Below are 15615 nucleotides of genomic sequence, written 5' to 3'. Positions count from 1 at the left end.
TCTGTCACTCCGGTTGCGCGGGACCGGTGTTCACCGAGACCGCCTGGTAGGGGAACCTGGACTGCCACCGGCCGACGAACGCGGCCAGCGACGGGTGGGCGAACAGCCGCCGCATCGCGGCGAAGTCCCGGCACTCGACCTGCGCCATCGCCGAGGGCGTGAACACCGGGGCGAGCACCTGCCCGACGGCGTCCGTCAGCGGCACGTGCGGCCAGTGCCGGTACGTCTCGGCGAAGCCGGTGCCGAGCACCAGCGCGGAGCCCTCCCGGAAGAACTCGGCGCGGTCCTCGTCGGTCATGTCGGCCGGAAAGGCGAACACCAGCGTGTGGGTCACCATGTGGTCCGCTCCCACAGCTCGGCGACGTACTGGTGGTACGTGCCGGACTGCAGCACCATCATCAGCTCCAGCAGCTTGGCCCGGTCGCCGGAGACCGCGAACCGGCCGCTGACGAAGGCCTCGGTGGCGTCCAGCCGGGTCGACTGGAAGTCCAGCAGGTCCCGGTAGCGGGCGGTGATCTCCAGGTCGGCGTCGACCAGGGGGCCGCGGCCCGCCCCGACGACCGCGCCCTTCTCGATCAGCAGGTGGTAGTCCACCTCGCCCTCGGGCGCCTCGGTGGCGCGGAACTGCACCTTCACGTTGACGTGCGGGATCGCCGGCTGCTCGGAGGGGGCCAGCGACTCCATCGCCGCCAGGTACTCCGGGGACAGGAAGCGCACCGTCCCCGGAGCCGTCGGGCGCTGTTCCGAGCGCCGCCGGAAGCGGATCCGCAGCGCTTCGATCTGCGGGAACGCCACCCGGGCGCGGTGCCGCAGCGGCTCGGTCAGCTCGATGTCGGTGAACCGGTCGAACAGCGCCGAGAACACCACCTCGGCCTGCAGGTTGGCCAGCCGCCAGCCCAGGCAGTAGTGGGTCCCCAGGCCGTAGGACATCGGGGCGGCGTCCTTGCGGGTGACGTCGAACCGGTCCGGGTCGGGGAAGCGCAGCGGATCGCGGTTGGCGGCGGCGATCCACACCATCACCCGGGCCCCGGCCGGGATCTCCACGCCACCCACGGTGACCGGCCCGGCGGTGGTCCGCGGGATCATGTGCGCGGACGGCATGTAGCGCAGGATCTCCTCGGTGGCGCTGCGCAGCAGCGACCGGTCCTCGCTCACCAGCCGGGCCTGGTCCGGGTGCTCGGCGAACAGCCGGACGCCGTTGGTGAGGAAGAAGGTGGTGGTCTCACTGCCCGCGGCGATCACCATGTGGCACATCTGCACCAGGTCGTCGAAGTCCAGCCGGGAGCCGCCGTCGTCCTCGATGTCCAGCAGCGCGGACACCAGGTCGTCGCCGCGCCGGCGCTGCTTGGAGCGGACCAGTTCGGCGAAGTAGTCGTCGAGGAACTTCGCCGCCTGGTCGGCCTTGAGCAGCTCGGAGGCGGTCATGCCGGGCTCGAAGGTGCGCTGGAAGTCGCGGATCTTGTCGCGCAGCAACGGCGCCTCGTCCTGCGGCACGCCGATCAGGTCGGCCACCACGCTGAGCGCCAGCGGGAAGAACACCTGGTTGCAGACGTCGCCCTCGCCCGCCTCGGCGACAGGGGCGATCAGCTCCTCGAACCGGCGCTCGATGAAGGCCCGGTGCTCCAGCACCCGCTTCTCCGAGAAGGCCCGGTTGACGAGCCGGCGCATCCGGGTGTGCTCGGGCGGGTTGGTCCACAGCAGGTTGGCGGCGAGCTTGCGCAGCGCCTGGTGGTGCTCCCACTCGCCGCTGAAGCGGTTGGCCATCCAGATGTGGATGTCCTTCTCGACCTGCTTGCTGCGCAGGAACTCGTCGACGTCGTCGTAGCCGGTGAGCACCCAGGTGCCCAGGGTGCTGCGGTGCACGGGCGCGGCCTCGCGCAGGCGGCGGTACCGGGAGTAGGGGTCGGCGAGGCCCTCCGGGGAGAACAGGAGTTCCGCGAAGGCCTCGTTGGCGGCGTGCTCGGCGGCGGTGTCCGGCCGGGTGCGTGGGGTGGTCATCGTGGCGTCCTAGATCGTCGTGGGTCGCGGAGAGGGGTTCGTCGGGCCTGTGCCCCGTCCGGCCGGGCCAGTGCCGCGGCAGGCACTAGCCGGGGATGGTCGCCTCGACCACGTGCAGCAGCGGCTTGACCGCGGTGACGCCGTCCAGCCGCAGGCCGGCGCGCTCGACCAAGGCGGTGACGCCGTCCAGGGTGTGCCGGCGACCGTTGGTGTTGAGCAGGAACAGCAGGTCGATGCCGGTGGCGTAGCGGATCTCCGGACTGCCGTCGACGATGTTGGTGATCACCAGTACCTTGGCGCCCGGCCGTCCGGCCCGGCGGGCGTTCTCCAGGGCCAGCACGGTCTTCTCGTCGTCCCATTCGAGGATGCTCTTGAACTGGTACACGTCGGCATCGACCTCGATCGCCTCCAGGCAGCTGCCCGCCAGCACCTGGGAGCGGTCGGCGAGCGAGCCGCCGGGGCGCAGCCGCGGGTCGGGCTCGGCGACCGCGGCGGGCAGGTCGACCAGGGTGCCGTGCAGGTGCGGATTGGCCTCCAGCAGCGTCGCCAGGGTGTAACCGCGGCCGCCGCCGATGTCCGCGATGCTTTTCACGCCGCTCAGGTCGAAAGCCTCGGCGATGGCCGTCGAGGTGATCCGGCTCAATTCGGTCTGGGACCGGTTGAAGACCTCGGTGGATTCCTTCCAGTTCCGGTGCAGGTAGGCAAAGAATTCCTCGCCGAAACGCTCGTCGAAATGCCCGCGCCCGTCCCGGACGGCCTCCTCCAGATCCGGCCACAACTGCCAGGTCCACGGCTCGGTGACCCAGAGCACCCAATTCTTCAGCCGCTGCGGGTGGTCCTCGCGCAGCAGGCGCGAGGTGTCGGTGTGGACGATGCCGGCGGCGGTCCGGTCGAATACCCCGTAGCACCGGAGGTTGCCCAGCAGACGATCCAGGACCTCCTCGTTCACGCCCAGCCTGCGGGCCAGGTCGACCGCCGGGACGGCCTGCTCGCCGATCGCCTCGGCCAGCCCGATCCGGATCGCCGCGCGCAGCGAGGCCGGTGCGGCGGCGGCCAGCGCCAGCTCCCGGAGGGAGGTCACCGGGGAGATCCCGCGCTCCGCCCCGGGATGTGAAAACGCACTCCGGACAATGCTCATCTGAATTCCCTCCGGTGAACGGACGTCGCGCTGCGCGTCAAATGGTGGTGCACCGTACTGGAGCGCCGCTAAAGCCTCACTAACCCCGTTCCCGGCCTTGCCTCCCGGGGGAATTCGAGTGTTAGATTCGGGGAAAGTTTTCGACGATTGCTCGGAGGCGTCACCGTGGAATCCTTGCTGCTGCGAAACGGGCTGGTCATCGACACCGAACCGGAGCCGGTCGCGCATCCCGGGTGGGACGTGCTGGTGGAGGACGGCCGGATCGCCGCGGTCGGCCCGAACCTGTCCGCCCCGGCCGGCGCGACCGTGATCGACGCCACCGACCGGATCGTGCTGCCCGGCTTCGTGGACACTCACCGCCACGTCTGGCAGGCCGTGCTCCGCTCGATCGCCGTCGACGTGGACCTGCCCGAGTACTTCCAACTGGTGCGCCAGGAGCTGGGCCCGCGTTTCCGCCCGGAGGACGTGCGGATCGCCAATCTGCTGGGCGCCCTGGAGTGCCTGGACTCCGGCGTCACCACCGTCCAGGACTTCGCCTACGCGCGGGCCGACCGGGTCCGCAGCGACGGCTTCGTGCCCGGCTTCGACCTCGACTACGCCGCGGCCGCCCTGGACGGCCTGCGCTCGGTCGGCATCCGCGCGGTGTTCGCCTACCTGCTGACCCCGGAGCACCAGGGCGAGGTCCGGCAGGCGCACGAGCTGTTCCGGCCCGGTGAGGGCCTGCTGACCATGGCGGCGGCTTCCCTCGGCCCGTCCAACCAGAAACCGGACGCGGTGATCGCGGACTGGCGACTGGCGGACGAACTGGGCCTGCCGATCGTCACCCACGTGGCGGCCGGCCCGGTCAACGAGCGCCCGATCGAACTGCTGCGAGACCACGGCCTGCTGCGCCCGAACACCGTGTACGTGCACGGCAACTCGCTGGCCGACGACGAGCTGTCGATGGTCGCGGACTCGGGCGGCGCGTTCGCCATCACTCCGGCGGTGGAGGCCCGATTGGGCCACGGCGGCCCGCTGATCGGCCGGCTGCGCGAGGCCGGCGTGACCACCGGCCTGGGCGTGGACGTGGTGACCACGGTCGGCGGCGACTTCTTCTCGGTGGTACGGGCGGGCCTGCTGACCGGCTACCTCTCCCCCGGCCCGCACCTGTCGCCGGCCGACCTGCTGCGGATGGCCACCCTGGACGGCGCCCGCACGCTGGGTCTGGAGGACCAGGTCGGTTCGCTGCGGGTCGGCAAGCAGGCCGACCTGATGCTACTGCGCGCCGATGACGTGAACCTGGCGGGTGCCCACGATCCGATCGGCGCGGTGGTTTCCTCCGCGCACCCGGGCAACGTGGACACCGTGCTGGTCGCGGGCCGGATCGTGAAGCAGCACGGTCGGCTGCTGCACCACGACCTGGCAGCGGTGCGCGCCCAGGCCCGTTCCGCCTCGGAGTTCATCACCGCGAAGTCGGTCGGCTGAGCCGCGCCGCACACGCCGGGGTCGGCGGCCACCTCGAAGGGGCCGCCGACCCCGGCGTGTGCGGGGTGGGCGTGGTCGCCCAGGTGCGGGCTGAGTACGGCAGCGAGTGGTCCGCGATGCGGACCGTCGCCGAGAAGCTGGGCACCGGTTCGACCGAGCCGAGGGGCGGCGGCCGTTCGGGGGCGGCCGTTCGGGGGTGGGGGTGTCGGGGGCGGGTGGGAGCATGGGGGGATGCGTGGTGGTGGGGTGTTCGCCGGGGAGTTGTTCGGGCGCGGGCGGGAGGAGCCGGCGGACGGGGTGGTGCTGGTGCCGGGGTGGTTGGGGGCGGGGGAGCAGCGGGAGCTGGTGGCGGCGTGCCGGGAGTGGGCGCGGCCGCCGGCGGGGATGCGGTCGGTGGTGCTGCCCGGGGGCGGGGCGATGTCGGTGCGGACGGTGTCGCTGGGATGGCACTGGTACCCGTACGGCTACGCGCGGACGGTGGTGGACGGGGACGGGGGGCCGGTGAAGCCGTTCCCGGCGGTGCTGGGCGGGCTGGCCCGGCTGGCGGTGGCGGAGGCGTACGGGGAGCGGGCCGGGGAGGTGGCGGGGGCGGCGGGCTTCGCGCCGGACATCGCGGTGGTGAACCACTACCCGCACGGGGCGCGGATGGGGCTGCACCAGGACCGGGAGGAGCGGGTGAACGCGCCGGTGGTGTCGCTGTCGCTGGGGGACGAGTGCGTGTTCCGGCTGGGGAACACCGAGACCAGGACCAGGCCGTGGACGGACCTGCGGCTGTGCGGCGGCGACCTGCTGGTGTTCGGCGGGGAGAGCCGTTTCGCGTACCACGGCGTGGTGCGGACGCTGCCGGGCACGGCCGACCCGGAGCTGGGCCTGACCGGGCGGCTGAACATCACGGTGCGGCAGTCCGGCCTGGCGTGACGGGGAGGTGACCGCGCCGAGAGGCGGGAATTCCCGGTCGGCGCGGAGACTTGTGCTGGACGGACGAGGCGTTCGGCGGCACACCCCTGCCCGCCGGGCGTCCGGAGAGGGAGCGATACATGGGAAACCCCGTCGACCAGCTCGTCGACCTGCTGGACCTGGAGCGGATCGAGCTGAACATCTTCCGCGGCCGCAGCCCGGAGGAGTCGCTGCAACGCACCTTCGGCGGGCAGGTGGCCGGGCAGGCGCTGGTCGCGGCGGGCCGGACGGTGGACGAGGACCGGCCGGTGCACTCGCTGCACGCGTACTTCCTGCGCCCCGGCATCCCCGGCGTGCCGATCGTCTACCAGGTCGACCGGATTCGCGACGGGCGCTCGTTCACCACCCGGCGGGTGCTCGGCATCCAGGGCGGGCGGTCGATCTTCGCGCTCACCGCGGACTTCCACAAGCCCGAGCCCGGCGGCATCGAGCACCAGTTCCCGATGCCGGACGTCCCCGCGCCGGAGACGCTGCCGAGCGCGCTGGACGAGGTCGGCGCCCGGCTCGGCGAGCTGCCGCCGTTCATCAGCCGCCGCCAGCCCTTCGACATCCGGTACGTGGACCGGCTGAAGTGGACGCGCGAGGAGCTGGACGGCGTGGAGGCCCGCAGCGGCGTGTGGCTGCGCACCAACGGCGCGCTGCCGGACGACCCGCTGATCCACGTCTGCGCCCTCACCTACGCCAGCGACATGACGCTGCTGGACGCCGTCCGCGCCCCGGTCGAACCGCTGTGGGGCGAACGGAACTTCGACATGGCCTCGCTGGACCACGCGATGTGGTTCCACCGCCCGTTCCGGGCCGACGACTGGCTGCTGTACCGGCAGGAGTCGCCGATCGCGCACGGCGCGCGCGGACTGGCCCGCGGCGACATCTACGACCGCGAGGGGCGGCTGGTGGTCTCGGTGATGCAGGAGGGGCTGTTCCGCCCGCTGACCCGGACCTGACCGCGAAGTGACCTGAGAGACGAAGTGGCCTGAGAACAGAGCGACTTGGGAGGCAGTCCGATGACCGACACCGCAGCCGAAGCCTGGCAGCGCTGGACGGAGGCCCGGAGCGCCGCGGCGGGCGCGCCGCACGGCCCGCTGGCCCTGACCGGTACCCACTGGCTGGAGCCCGTACCCGCGGAGGTCCCCGGCCTGCCCGGCCGCTGGTGGGCCGAGGGCGGCGCGGTCTGCGCCGAGCTGCGCGCCGGGGACGGCGTCCGGGTCGAGGGTGAGGAGCGCGAGTCGACCGGCCGGGTCGCGCTGCGGCCGGACACCGACCGGCGCCCGCAGACCGCCGTCCTGGACGAGCTGCGGCTGGTCCCGATCGAGCGGGAGGGCGAACTCGCCCTGCGGGTCTTCGACCCCGCCGCCCCCGCCCGGGCCGGGTTCGCCGGCATCGCGGTCTACCCGTACGCCCCCGACTGGGCGGTGCCCGCCGTGTTCACGCCGTTCGAGGACGGCGCGCAGGCCCTGCTGGTGGAGAACGCGGACGGCCGGGCCCGGCCGCTCACCGTCACCGGGCGGGTCGCGTTCACGCTGGCCGGGCGGCCGCACACGCTGACCGTCAGCGGCTCCGAGGGCGCGGGCGGGCGGCTCAGCGGGGTCATCGCGGACCGGACCAGCGGGCGCGAGACCTACCGGTTCCGGTTCGTCTCGCTGCCCGCGCCCGACGCGCAGGGGCGCACCGTGCTGGACTTCAACCGGGCGTTCCTGCCGCCGTGCGCGTTCGCCGACCACTTCATCTGCCCGTTCCCGCCGCCCGGCAACCGGCTGGCCGTCGCCGTCGAGGCGGGCGAGCGGCAGGTGGTCACGGTCTGAGGCGGGACGGCCGCCCGGCCGGTCGCCGCGGGCCCCGCCCCGGTTTCTGAGAGCGCTCTCGGGCCGGGGTGGCGGGCGCTAGGCTGCTCGCAGCAAGAACGCGATCACGTGCGTGCGGAGGTCCGCGAGGGTGGCGGACGTGGCGGACGCTGGAGAGGAGCCCACGGTGGCGGAAGCCGACACGGGAGCGGGCGGGCGCCCCACCCTGGAATCGGTGGCCGAGCGGGCCGGCGTGTCCCGGGCCACCGCCTCCCGGGTGGTCAACGGCGGCGCGGGGGTGCGCGCCGCGCTGCGCGAGAAGGTCGAACGGGCGGTCGCCGAACTCGGCTACGTCCCCAACCTGGCCGCCCGCACCCTGGTCACCCGGCGCAACCGGGCGATCGGCGTGGTCGTCGCCGAACCCGAGGCCCGGTTCTTCTCCGACCCGTTCTTCGCCCAGCACCTGCGCGGCATCAGCCGCGAACTGGCCGCCGCCGACAACCAGATGGTGCTGCTGCTCGCCGAGGACGAACGGGACCACGAGCGGATCGGCCGCTACCTGGCCGGCGGCCACGTCGACGGCGTCCTGCTGTTCTCCCTGCACCGCACCGACCCCACCCCGGTGATCGCCCAGCGCCTCGGCCTGCCCTTCGTGATCGGCGGACGCCCCGGCTGGCCCGGTGCCGAGTCCGACCGGGACCTGGTCTACGTCGACAACGACAACCGCGGCGGCGCCCGGCTCGCCGTCCAGCACCTGCGCTCCATCGGGCGGCGGCGGATCGCCACCATCACCGGCCCGCTCGACCAGACCTCCTCCGTCGACCGCCTCGACGGCTACCGCGACCTGTTCCCCGACGGCGACGAGGAACTGATCGCGGTCGGCGACTTCACCGTGGACGGCGGCATCCGGGCGATGACCGAACTCCTCGCCCGGCGGCCGGACCTGGACGCGGTCTTCGCGGCCTCCGACGCGATGGCCTCCGGCGCGATCCGGGTCCTGCGGGCGGCCGGGCGGCGCGTCCCGGAGGACGTCGCGGTGGTCGGCTTCGACGACGTCGAGTCGATCGCGGCCTGGACCGAGCCGACGCTCACCACCGTCCGCCAGGAGATCGAGGAGATGGGGCGGCTGATGACCCGGCTGCTGCTGCGGCGGCTCAACGACCCGGCCTCGTCGGCGCCGACGTCGGTGATCATCCCGACCGCGCTGGTGGTGCGGGGGTCGGCCTGAGGCCGCGGGCGTGCGGGGCGGGCGTCAGGGGGTGAGGGCGGTGGCGAGCAGGGCGGCCGTCCTGGCGATCAGCGGCTCGTCCGGGGCGGCGTCCGGGGCGGTGGGCTTGGTGGTGAGGACGGTCAGGACGATCGGGGCGCGGTGCGGGGGCCGGGCGAGGCCGGCGTCGTTGGCGGTGCCGTAGGAGCCGGTGCCGGTCTTGTCGGCCAGCGTCCAGCTGGCCGGGAGGCCGGCCCGCAGGCGGTTCGCGCCGGTGGTGTTGGCCAGCAGCCAGGCGGTGAGACGGGCGCGGTGGGCCGGGGCGAGGGTGTCGCCCAGGGTGAGGCGGGCGTAGCTGCGGGCCAGGGCGCGGGGGCTGGTGGTGTCGGTGACCCGGCCGGGTTCGGCGGAGTTGAGGGCGGGCTCCCAGCGGTCGAGGCGGGTGACGCGGTCGCCGATCGAGCGGCAGAACCGGGTGACGGCGGTCGGGCCGCCGAGTCGGCGCAGCAGCAGGTTGGCGGCCGTGTTGTCGCTGAACTCGATGGCGGCGGCGCAGAGTTCGGCGACGGTCAGGACGCGGGTGCGGCCGGTGACCGGGGCGTAGCCGGAGTCGGCGACGTCCTGGTCGGTGTAGTGGACGCGGGCGGAGAGGTCGTCACCGGCGTGCAGCAGGGCGGCGACGGCGAGCGGCTTGAACGTCGAGCAGAGCGGGAACGGCTCGTCCGCGCGGTGGCGGACCGTCGCGCCGCTGCCGGTGTCGTGGGCGAACACGCCGAGCCTGGCGCCGTGTTCGCGTTCCAGGGCGGCCAGCGCGTCGCGGAGGTCGGGGCCGGTGGTGGTCGCGGTGGCGGTGGTGGCTGGGCCGGTGGTGGCGGGGCCGGTGGCGGCGGCCGGGGCCGTGGTGGGCAGGACGAGGGCCAGGGCGGCTGCGGCGGAGCCGCCGAGCAGGCGGCGGCGGCCGGGGAGCTGCCGGTCGGGAGAGTGCGGGTCGGGGGAGTGCGGGTCGGGCGAGTGCGGGTCGGGGAGGTGGCGGCGGTCGGGGTGGCCGGGGCGCGGTTCCATCCGGGCGTCCTCTCGTCGGGGTGCTCTTCCGGCCAGCCTCCCCCCGGTCGGGGCGCGGGTCGGGGCGGCGCGCGAGGACGCGTGCGGGGCTTCCCCGGAGTCCACACGCCGGTGCCACATCAGCGGCCGCCCGCCCCGTCCGTGCCCCCGTCCGCCCCGTCCGCGCCCCCACCCTCGCCCGCGCCGTCCGCCACGTCCGCGTCCTCCAGTGCCCGCAGGCTCCGCTCCCAGCGGCGTCGGCGCTCCGGGAGGGACTGCTCCCACCAGGGGGTGCCCCGCTCGCCCAGGCCGACCTTGGCGAGCTGGACCCGGGCCCGGGCGGCCCGTTCCGCCTCCCGGTCCGCGCCGGTACGGACGAGGGCCCGGCGGGCCGCCATCAGGTGGTGCGTCAGCCGGGACTCGGCCTCGGCCGGGAGCTCCGGGTCGGTCGCCCGCCAGCGCCGGCCGCGGATCACGACGAAGTGCCCGTCGGGGGTGTGTTCGACCTGCTCGTCCGCCGTCATCCCGCCATGGTCGCGCACCCGGCGGCCGACCACGCGTCACCTCGCCCTTCCGGGGTATCCGCACGCCGTTCCCGGGCGGCCCAGCGTGCCGTCCGGAACCCGACATGAGGAGAAGCATGGCCACTTCGGCGGCGCGGCGGCTGCGGCAGAGCGCGCGTGAGGTCTTCGGCTGGGAGCGGTTGCGGCCGGAGCAACTGCTGGCGATGGAGGCGGTGATGGAGCGCCGCGACACCCTGGTGGTGATGCCCACCGGGGCCGGGAAGTCGGCGGTGTACCAGGTGCCCGGCCTGCTGATCCCGGGCCCGACCGTGGTGGTCTCCCCGCTGATCGCCCTCCAGCGCGACCAGGTGCAGGCCCTGCTGCGCCGGGAGGGGACGGACGCCGCGGCGGTCAACTCGACGCAGAGCGGCCGGGAGAACGCGGCGGTGTGGGACCGGATCAGCGAGGGCGACGTCGACTTCCTCTTCCTGGCCCCGGAACAGCTGGCCAAGGACGAGGTGGTCGAGCAGCTCGCCGCCGCGAAACCGGCGCTGTTCGTCGTCGACGAGGCCCAGTGCGTCTCCTCCTGGGGGCACGACTTCCGGCCCGACTACCTGCGGCTCGGCCAGGTCGTCGACCGGATCGGCCGGCCGCCGGTGCTGGCCCTGACGGCGAGCGCCGCCGCGCCGGTGCGGGCCGACATCGTCGCCCAACTGGGCATGCGGGACGTGCACGAGGTGGTCACCGGCTTCGACCGGCCCAACATCCACCTGGAGGTGCTGCCGTTCCGGGACGCGGCGGCGAAGCGGCGCGCCGTGGTCGAGCGGGCCGCCGGCGAGCCCAAGCCGGGCCTGGTGTACGCGGCCACCCGGCGGGAGGCGGAGGAGTACGCGGCGGAGCTCGGCCTGCTGGGCTTCGACGCGGCGGCCTACCACGCGGGGCTGCCCGCGGCGGCCCGCGGTGACGTCCACGACCGTTTCCTGAGCGGCGAGTTGGACGTGGTGGTGGCGACGTCCGCGTTCGGGATGGGCATCGACAAGCCGGACGTGCGCTTCGTGCTGCACGCCTCCGTCCCCGGCTCGCTGGACGCCTACTACCAGGAGATCGGCCGGGCCGGCCGGGACGGGGAGCCCTCCCGGGCGATCCTCGCCTACCGGCCGCAGGACCTCGGCCTGCAGCGGTTCTTCGCGGCGGGCCGCCCCGACCCGGACACCGTCACGCAGGTGGCGGACGCGCTGGCCGAGCACGACGGACCGGTCCGCCCCAGCGAGCTGCGGGCCGGGACCGGGCTGACGGCGAGCCGGCTGACCGCCGTCGTCAACCTGCTGGAGCAGGTCGGCGCGGTGGCCACGGACGGGGGCGGCGACCTGCTGCCGACCGGTGCCGCCGATCCGGCGGAGGCCGCCCGGCAGGCGGTGGAACTCGCGGACGCGCACCAGCAGTTGGAGCGCTCCCGGGTGGACATGATGCGCGGCTACGCGGAGACCGGCGGCTGCCGGCGGCGCTTCCTGCTCGGCTACTTCGGCCAGCCCCAGGAGGCGGCCGGGGAGGGCGGCTGCGGCTCCTGCGACCGCTGCGAGGCGGCCGCGCTCGCCGAGCGGGGTCCGGTGGGCGGTCCGGCCGTGCTGGCCGGCACCGGCGGCCTGATCCCCGGCCCCGCGGCCCCGGCCGACCCGGAGGGGGAGCCGCACCCGTTCGGGCCGGGGGCGCTGGTCCGGCACCCGCAGTGGGGCGAGGGCTCGGTGATGAGCGAGGAGGAGCGCCACCTGACGGTGCTCTTCGAGTCCGTCGGCTACCGCACCCTGTCGCTGGACGTGGTGCGGGAGAACGGCCTGCTCACCGTCTGCTGACCGGCCCGCCGCCGGGCCCGGGTGCGGGCCCGGCGACGGGTGCGGGGCGGCGGGCGTCAGCCGGCGACGCGGTAGCTGAGGGCCGGGTACGGGAAGTCGGCCCAGTGCAGGCTGCCGAGGCCGTAGGCCAGGTCGCCGGGCTCGCCGGGCCGGCCGGGGGTGCAGCCCGGGTTGAAGTAGACCGTGAGGGCGGCGGCGGTGAAGTCGACGCCGGAGTGCGCGGCGGCCGGGAGGTCGTGGCAGCCGGTGTCGGTGGGGTCGACGGCGAACCGCGCGCCCGTCAGGCCGCTGCCGGTGGCGAAGTAGGCGACGGCGGCGTGCGGGAGTTCGACGGCGGCCGCGGGCTGGGCGAGGGCGGTGCCGAGCAGCAGGGCCGCTCCGGTGGCGGCGGCCGCGGTGAGGCGCTTCGGGCGGAGGACGGCCATGCTGGTCTCCTTGCGAGGGCAGGCGGGACCGGCGCGGGCGGTGGTGCGCACCGCGGCGCGCGATCATGTCGGTTACATGTTCAACAATCTCCGGTGCTCTGCCAAGACCCGGGTGGGAACCGGTTCGGGGCGGGGACGGGGCTCTCCGGGGACGGGCCCTCCGGGGACGGGCGGGCGGTGCCCGCAGACCGGGCCCGCGGCCGGTCGGGGGCACCGCCGGTCGGAGGCGGGGTGCGCCGGAAACGCGGCCTCCCGAGGCCGGGGCGGACCTGTCGGACTCCGCTCCGGCCCCGGGAGGTGTCGGGGTGGGGCCGGTCAGTCGAAGGGCAGGCGCAGCACGGATGCGCTGCCCTGGGACTGGGTGGCGCCGGTGCGCAGTTGGGCGGGGGCGTTGCCGAGGGCGGGCCAGACCTCGACCTTGACGGTGCCGTTGCTCAGGTTGGCGAGCGGGGCGCCGGTGGTGGCCTGGACGCCCGAGGTGGCGCCGTAGCGCTCCCAGCCGGGGACGGGGTCGGTGGCGAAGTACCGGTAGGTCTCGGTCCGGTCGACGGTGCCGTTGCCGTCGAAGTCGTAGGAGACGCGGGCCTGTTGGGCGAGCGCGACGGAGGAGCCGGCGTCGACGTACAGGTCGAAGTCGGTGCTGCCGCCGGGGCGCAGGGTGCCGGTGAGGTGGGTGAGGGTGTACGTCAGCGGCTGGTAGGGCGTGCCGTCGTGGTTGGCGCCGCCGCCGGAGGCGATGGTGCTGCCGGTCGCGCCGGTGCCGTAGGCGGTGGTGAGGGTGCCGTTCGGCTGGAGGTACAGCGTGCCCGGGCGGGTCTGCGGGCTGCTGGGGGACGTCGAGGGCGAGGGCGACGTCGAGGGCGAGGACGACGGGGACGGCGACGGACTGGCCGACGGGGAGGGGGAGTTGGTGGCGCCGCCGGTGCCGCCGTCGGGCTTGGTGCCGCGTTCGGAGGCGGTGGAGCGGGCCGGGACGGTCAGGGTGTAGCCGTCGGAGAAGCGGACGGTGCGGGCGGCGGTGGTGTAGTTGTGCGCCACGTGGGTGCGGGTGGTGCCGTTGACGAAGACCGCGGCGGTGGGGGTGTCGGCGGTGGTCGCCGGGTCCAGGGTGCCGAGGGTCGCCAGGTCGTAGATCCAGTGGTAGGTGTGGGCCCTGGACTCGCCCTCCTCCGGGGTGTAGCCGGCCTTCCCGGCGTCCCAGTCGGCCTTCGCGGCGGCGGGGTCGGTGAGCGCCTCGGCCTCCCAGAGCAGGTCGCGCCAGTCGGTGAACGCGCCGCCGTTGCCGGCCTTCAGCTCGGCCAGGTTGGCGGCCAGGTCGTCCTTGCGGCGCGCCAGGTAGAGCGAACCGGAGGTGACGGGGAGGAAGTTGATGCCGTGGATCATGCCGGGCGCGGCCGTCCACCAGGTGGAGTAGGCGGCGCCGGAGCCCCAGACCATGCCGACGGTGGAGTGCTGGAAGCCGGCCGGGAAGACCTGGTGGTCGGCGTCGAACCAGTACTGCTGCACGGCGTTGGCCTCGGTGGTGTACAGGTAGACGCCGAGGTCGCGCAGCGCGGTGTCGCCGGTGGCGGCGCCGAACAGCAGCAGGCCGGCGCTGAAGTTCAGCGACTCGGAGGAGGACTCCTCGTTGTTGCCGGCCGCGAACCCGGCGTGGCCGGAGGCCCAGCCGTGGCCCTCGTACGGGTCGAAGTTGCGCAGCCAGGGGAAGCGGGCGTCGGTGCGGTCGGTGTTGGCGGCGTCCTTGGTCAGCAGCTTGACCATGCCGCCCCACTGCGCGTCGGCGGCCCAGGCGCTGTCGTAGCGGGCGACGGTGGCGGCGGCCTGCACGAAGTAGCCGTAGTGGAAGTGGTGGTCGTTGAGTTCGGCGTCGGTGCCGTAGGAGGCCGGGTAGCCGATCAGGGTCTTCCAGGTGGAGTCGTAGGCGAAGCCGGGCGAGCCGGTGCCGGCGAACCAGGTCTGGAGCTTGCCCTTCATCAGGCCGAGCAGCTTGTCACGGGCCGCAGTGTCGCCCAACTGGTCGGCGATCGGCACCAGTTGGGCCATCTGGCCGAGCGCCTTGCCGACCCAGTAGGTGTCGGTGGCGCCGTTGAACGGGTCGCTCGCGTCGGAGACCTGGTGCAGGTAGCCGTCCAGCGCGGTGCGATCGTAGGCGCCGACGTCGGGCAGCGAGGGCAGCACGCCGGTGACGCTCTGCACGGTGGAGAAGGACGAGCCCTGGCGGACCTTCATGGTGCCGCGCGGGGAGGTGTACGTCAGCGCGGTGAGCGCGTCCGGGGTGGCCTGCCACTGCTGCGGGTAGAGCGCGAGCAGGGTGCCGGTGCCGGAGCCCTCCTGGGCGGCGGTGGTGGCGGTGAAGGTGGTGGTGAGCTTGCCCGCGGCCTGGTCGTAGGTCCAGCCGACCCTGGTGTCGGTGACGAAGTTGTAGGCGTACGTGCGGAACTGCGCGAGGTCGGCGGTGGAGGGCAGCAGCGCGACCGAGTAGTAGTCCTTGCCGCCGAGGTTCGCCGTCAGGGTGGTGCCGTTGACGCTCCAGCTGCTGCCGGTGGGCGCGAACAGGCCGTAGTGGTGGCCGCCGACGGTGATGCCGAGCACGCTGCCCTGGTTGCTGAAGACGGTGGGCGCCGAGGCGGTGGTGACCTGCGCGGCGCCGCCGGTGGCGTGCGCGTACACGTACGGCAGGCCGTGGCCGATCGTCGCGCTGAAGGTGTGCGCGGAGTCCGCCCAGTACGGGGTGACCGTCCAGTCGGACCAGCCGTCGACCTTGGTGTCGGGGGAGTTCAGCCCGGCCACGCCCAGGGTGAGGTCCCGGGTGTGGGTGTAGTCGTACTGGCGGCCGTCGGAGGTGATGGTCGGCGTGGTCGGGTAGCCGACCTCCAGGCCCGCGGCCTGCGCCTTGAAGGTCATCGGGTGGGCGTACAGGTTCTCCGAGTACGGGTTGCCCGCGTAGCGCTGGTAGATCAGCGAGGACCACCAGTCGTTGGTGGGGGCGGCCTGTCCGGCCATCCGCGCGGTGACCTTGGGGGTGACGGGCGCGCCGTCGGAGTTGCTCGGGCCGACGGTGCCGGCCGGGCGGGCGTCGGAGTAGCCGCCGAGGCCGACCCGGACGGTGGTGGCGGCGGAGGCGCTGCCGGCGCCCAGGGCCGCCGCGAGGGTGGCCGCCGCGGCCAGGGCCAGCGTGGTCAGGGCGGCCGTGGGGCCGCGCAGGGAGCGGAGCTTCATGATGGTGTCCACCTTGAGTGGGGGCGGGCGGT

The 15615-nt window shown here is 74.1% G+C and carries 13 protein-coding genes; 6 read left to right on the top strand and 7 right to left on the bottom strand.

Going from position 1 to position 15615, the window contains the following annotated elements; translation table 11 throughout:
* Positions 1–4 precede the first annotated feature (4 nt).
* The 3 genes from K353_RS29920 to K353_RS29910 all read right to left on the bottom strand — a co-directional run bounded on the left by K353_RS29920 (position 5) and on the right by K353_RS29910 (position 3079).
* A complete protein-coding gene (locus K353_RS29920) occupies positions 5–337 on the bottom strand; it encodes a hypothetical protein (RefSeq protein ID WP_146616607.1) in 333 nt (110 codons plus the stop codon).
* Positions 331–1998 (bottom strand): cytochrome P450, encoded by a 1668-nt coding sequence (locus K353_RS29915; RefSeq protein WP_111556631.1) that lies wholly within the window; start codon positions 1996–1998, stop codon positions 331–333. The genes K353_RS29920 and K353_RS29915 overlap by 7 nt, the downstream gene beginning before the upstream one ends.
* An 85-nt stretch (positions 1999–2083) precedes the next feature.
* Positions 2084–3079, bottom strand: a complete 996-nt coding sequence (locus tag K353_RS29910) for a methyltransferase (protein WP_233533920.1) — start codon at positions 3077–3079, stop codon at positions 2084–2086.
* Positions 3080–3301: 222 nt separating this feature from the next.
* Between K353_RS29910 and K353_RS29905 the strand changes: the two genes are divergently transcribed.
* The 5 genes from K353_RS29905 to K353_RS29885 all read left to right on the top strand — a co-directional run bounded on the left by K353_RS29905 (position 3302) and on the right by K353_RS29885 (position 8566).
* On the top strand, positions 3302–4600 hold the full coding sequence (locus K353_RS29905; RefSeq protein ID WP_199528288.1) for an amidohydrolase family protein: 1299 nt from the start codon (positions 3302–3304) through the stop codon (positions 4598–4600).
* Between the two features lie 231 nt (positions 4601–4831).
* On the top strand, positions 4832–5518 hold the full coding sequence (locus K353_RS29900) for an alpha-ketoglutarate-dependent dioxygenase AlkB (protein WP_111556628.1): 687 nt from the start codon (positions 4832–4834) through the stop codon (positions 5516–5518).
* A gap of 119 nt (positions 5519–5637) precedes the next feature.
* A complete protein-coding gene (locus K353_RS29895) occupies positions 5638–6501 on the top strand; it encodes an acyl-CoA thioesterase II (RefSeq protein WP_111556627.1) in 864 nt (287 codons plus the stop codon).
* A 60-nt stretch (positions 6502–6561) separates the two neighbouring features.
* The gene (locus K353_RS29890; protein ID WP_111556626.1) at positions 6562–7359 is read left to right on the top strand and encodes a DUF1684 domain-containing protein; all 798 of its coding nucleotides are present in this window, start codon (positions 6562–6564) and stop codon (positions 7357–7359) included.
* A gap of 166 nt (positions 7360–7525) precedes the next feature.
* Positions 7526–8566 carry a LacI family DNA-binding transcriptional regulator gene (locus K353_RS29885; protein WP_111556625.1) on the top strand — a complete coding sequence of 347 codons (1041 nt, stop codon included), beginning with the start codon at positions 7526–7528 and terminating at the stop codon, positions 8564–8566.
* A 24-nt stretch (positions 8567–8590) separates the two neighbouring features.
* On the opposite strand, the gene bla is transcribed toward K353_RS29885, so the two are convergent.
* Together bla and K353_RS29875 are read right to left on the bottom strand one after the other, a co-directional pair.
* On the bottom strand, positions 8591–9607 hold the full coding sequence (bla, locus tag K353_RS29880) for a class A beta-lactamase (RefSeq protein WP_111556624.1): 1017 nt from the start codon (positions 9605–9607) through the stop codon (positions 8591–8593).
* A 119-nt stretch (positions 9608–9726) separates the two neighbouring features.
* Positions 9727–10110, bottom strand: coding sequence for a hypothetical protein (locus K353_RS29875; protein WP_233533919.1), 384 nt, complete (start codon positions 10108–10110; stop codon positions 9727–9729).
* A gap of 116 nt (positions 10111–10226) precedes the next feature.
* Here K353_RS29875 and K353_RS29870 point away from each other — a divergent pair, with 116 nt between their 5' ends.
* Entirely contained in the window at positions 10227–11939 is a 1713-nt protein-coding gene (locus K353_RS29870) for a RecQ family ATP-dependent DNA helicase (RefSeq protein ID WP_233533918.1), read from the top strand.
* Between the two features lie 56 nt (positions 11940–11995).
* Here the strand turns inward: K353_RS29870 and K353_RS36665 are convergent, their stop codons facing one another.
* Both K353_RS36665 and K353_RS29860 read right to left on the bottom strand, forming a co-directional pair.
* Positions 11996–12364 carry a hypothetical protein gene (locus K353_RS36665; RefSeq protein WP_111556622.1) on the bottom strand — a complete coding sequence of 123 codons (369 nt, stop codon included), beginning with the start codon at positions 12362–12364 and terminating at the stop codon, positions 11996–11998.
* 315 nt (positions 12365–12679) lie between these two features.
* Entirely contained in the window at positions 12680–15583 is a 2904-nt protein-coding gene (locus tag K353_RS29860) for a glycosyl hydrolase (RefSeq protein ID WP_199528287.1), read from the bottom strand.
* Between the last annotated feature and the right edge of the window lie 32 nt (positions 15584–15615).

This window comes from Kitasatospora sp. SolWspMP-SS2h, from assembly GCF_003259315.1.
In the GTDB taxonomy this organism is placed as follows: domain Bacteria; phylum Actinomycetota; class Actinomycetes; order Streptomycetales; family Streptomycetaceae; genus Kitasatospora; species Kitasatospora fiedleri.
The sequence above is the reverse complement of the archived record's forward strand: the minus strand, read 5'-3'. Positions and strand labels throughout refer to the sequence as shown.

Excerpts from the sequence above, each read along its gene's own strand:
- K353_RS29920 (WP_146616607.1), bottom strand. The coding sequence starts at position 337 with ATGGTGACCCACACGCTGGTGTTCGCCTTTCCGGCCGACATGACCGAC.
- K353_RS29915 (WP_111556631.1), bottom strand. The coding sequence starts at position 1,998 with ATGACCACCCCACGCACCCGGCCGGACACCGCCGCCGAGCACGCCGCC.
- K353_RS29900 (WP_111556628.1), top strand. The coding sequence starts at position 4,832 with ATGCGTGGTGGTGGGGTGTTCGCCGGGGAGTTGTTCGGGCGCGGGCGG.
- K353_RS29895 (WP_111556627.1), top strand. The coding sequence starts at position 5,638 with ATGGGAAACCCCGTCGACCAGCTCGTCGACCTGCTGGACCTGGAGCGG.
- K353_RS29890 (WP_111556626.1), top strand. The coding sequence starts at position 6,562 with ATGACCGACACCGCAGCCGAAGCCTGGCAGCGCTGGACGGAGGCCCGG.
- bla (WP_111556624.1), bottom strand. The coding sequence starts at position 9,607 with ATGGAACCGCGCCCCGGCCACCCCGACCGCCGCCACCTCCCCGACCCG.
- K353_RS29875 (WP_233533919.1), bottom strand. The coding sequence starts at position 10,110 with ATGACGGCGGACGAGCAGGTCGAACACACCCCCGACGGGCACTTCGTC.
- K353_RS29870 (WP_233533918.1), top strand. The coding sequence starts at position 10,227 with ATGGCCACTTCGGCGGCGCGGCGGCTGCGGCAGAGCGCGCGTGAGGTC.
- K353_RS36665 (WP_111556622.1), bottom strand. The coding sequence starts at position 12,364 with ATGGCCGTCCTCCGCCCGAAGCGCCTCACCGCGGCCGCCGCCACCGGA.
- K353_RS29860 (WP_199528287.1), bottom strand. The coding sequence starts at position 15,583 with ATGAAGCTCCGCTCCCTGCGCGGCCCCACGGCCGCCCTGACCACGCTG.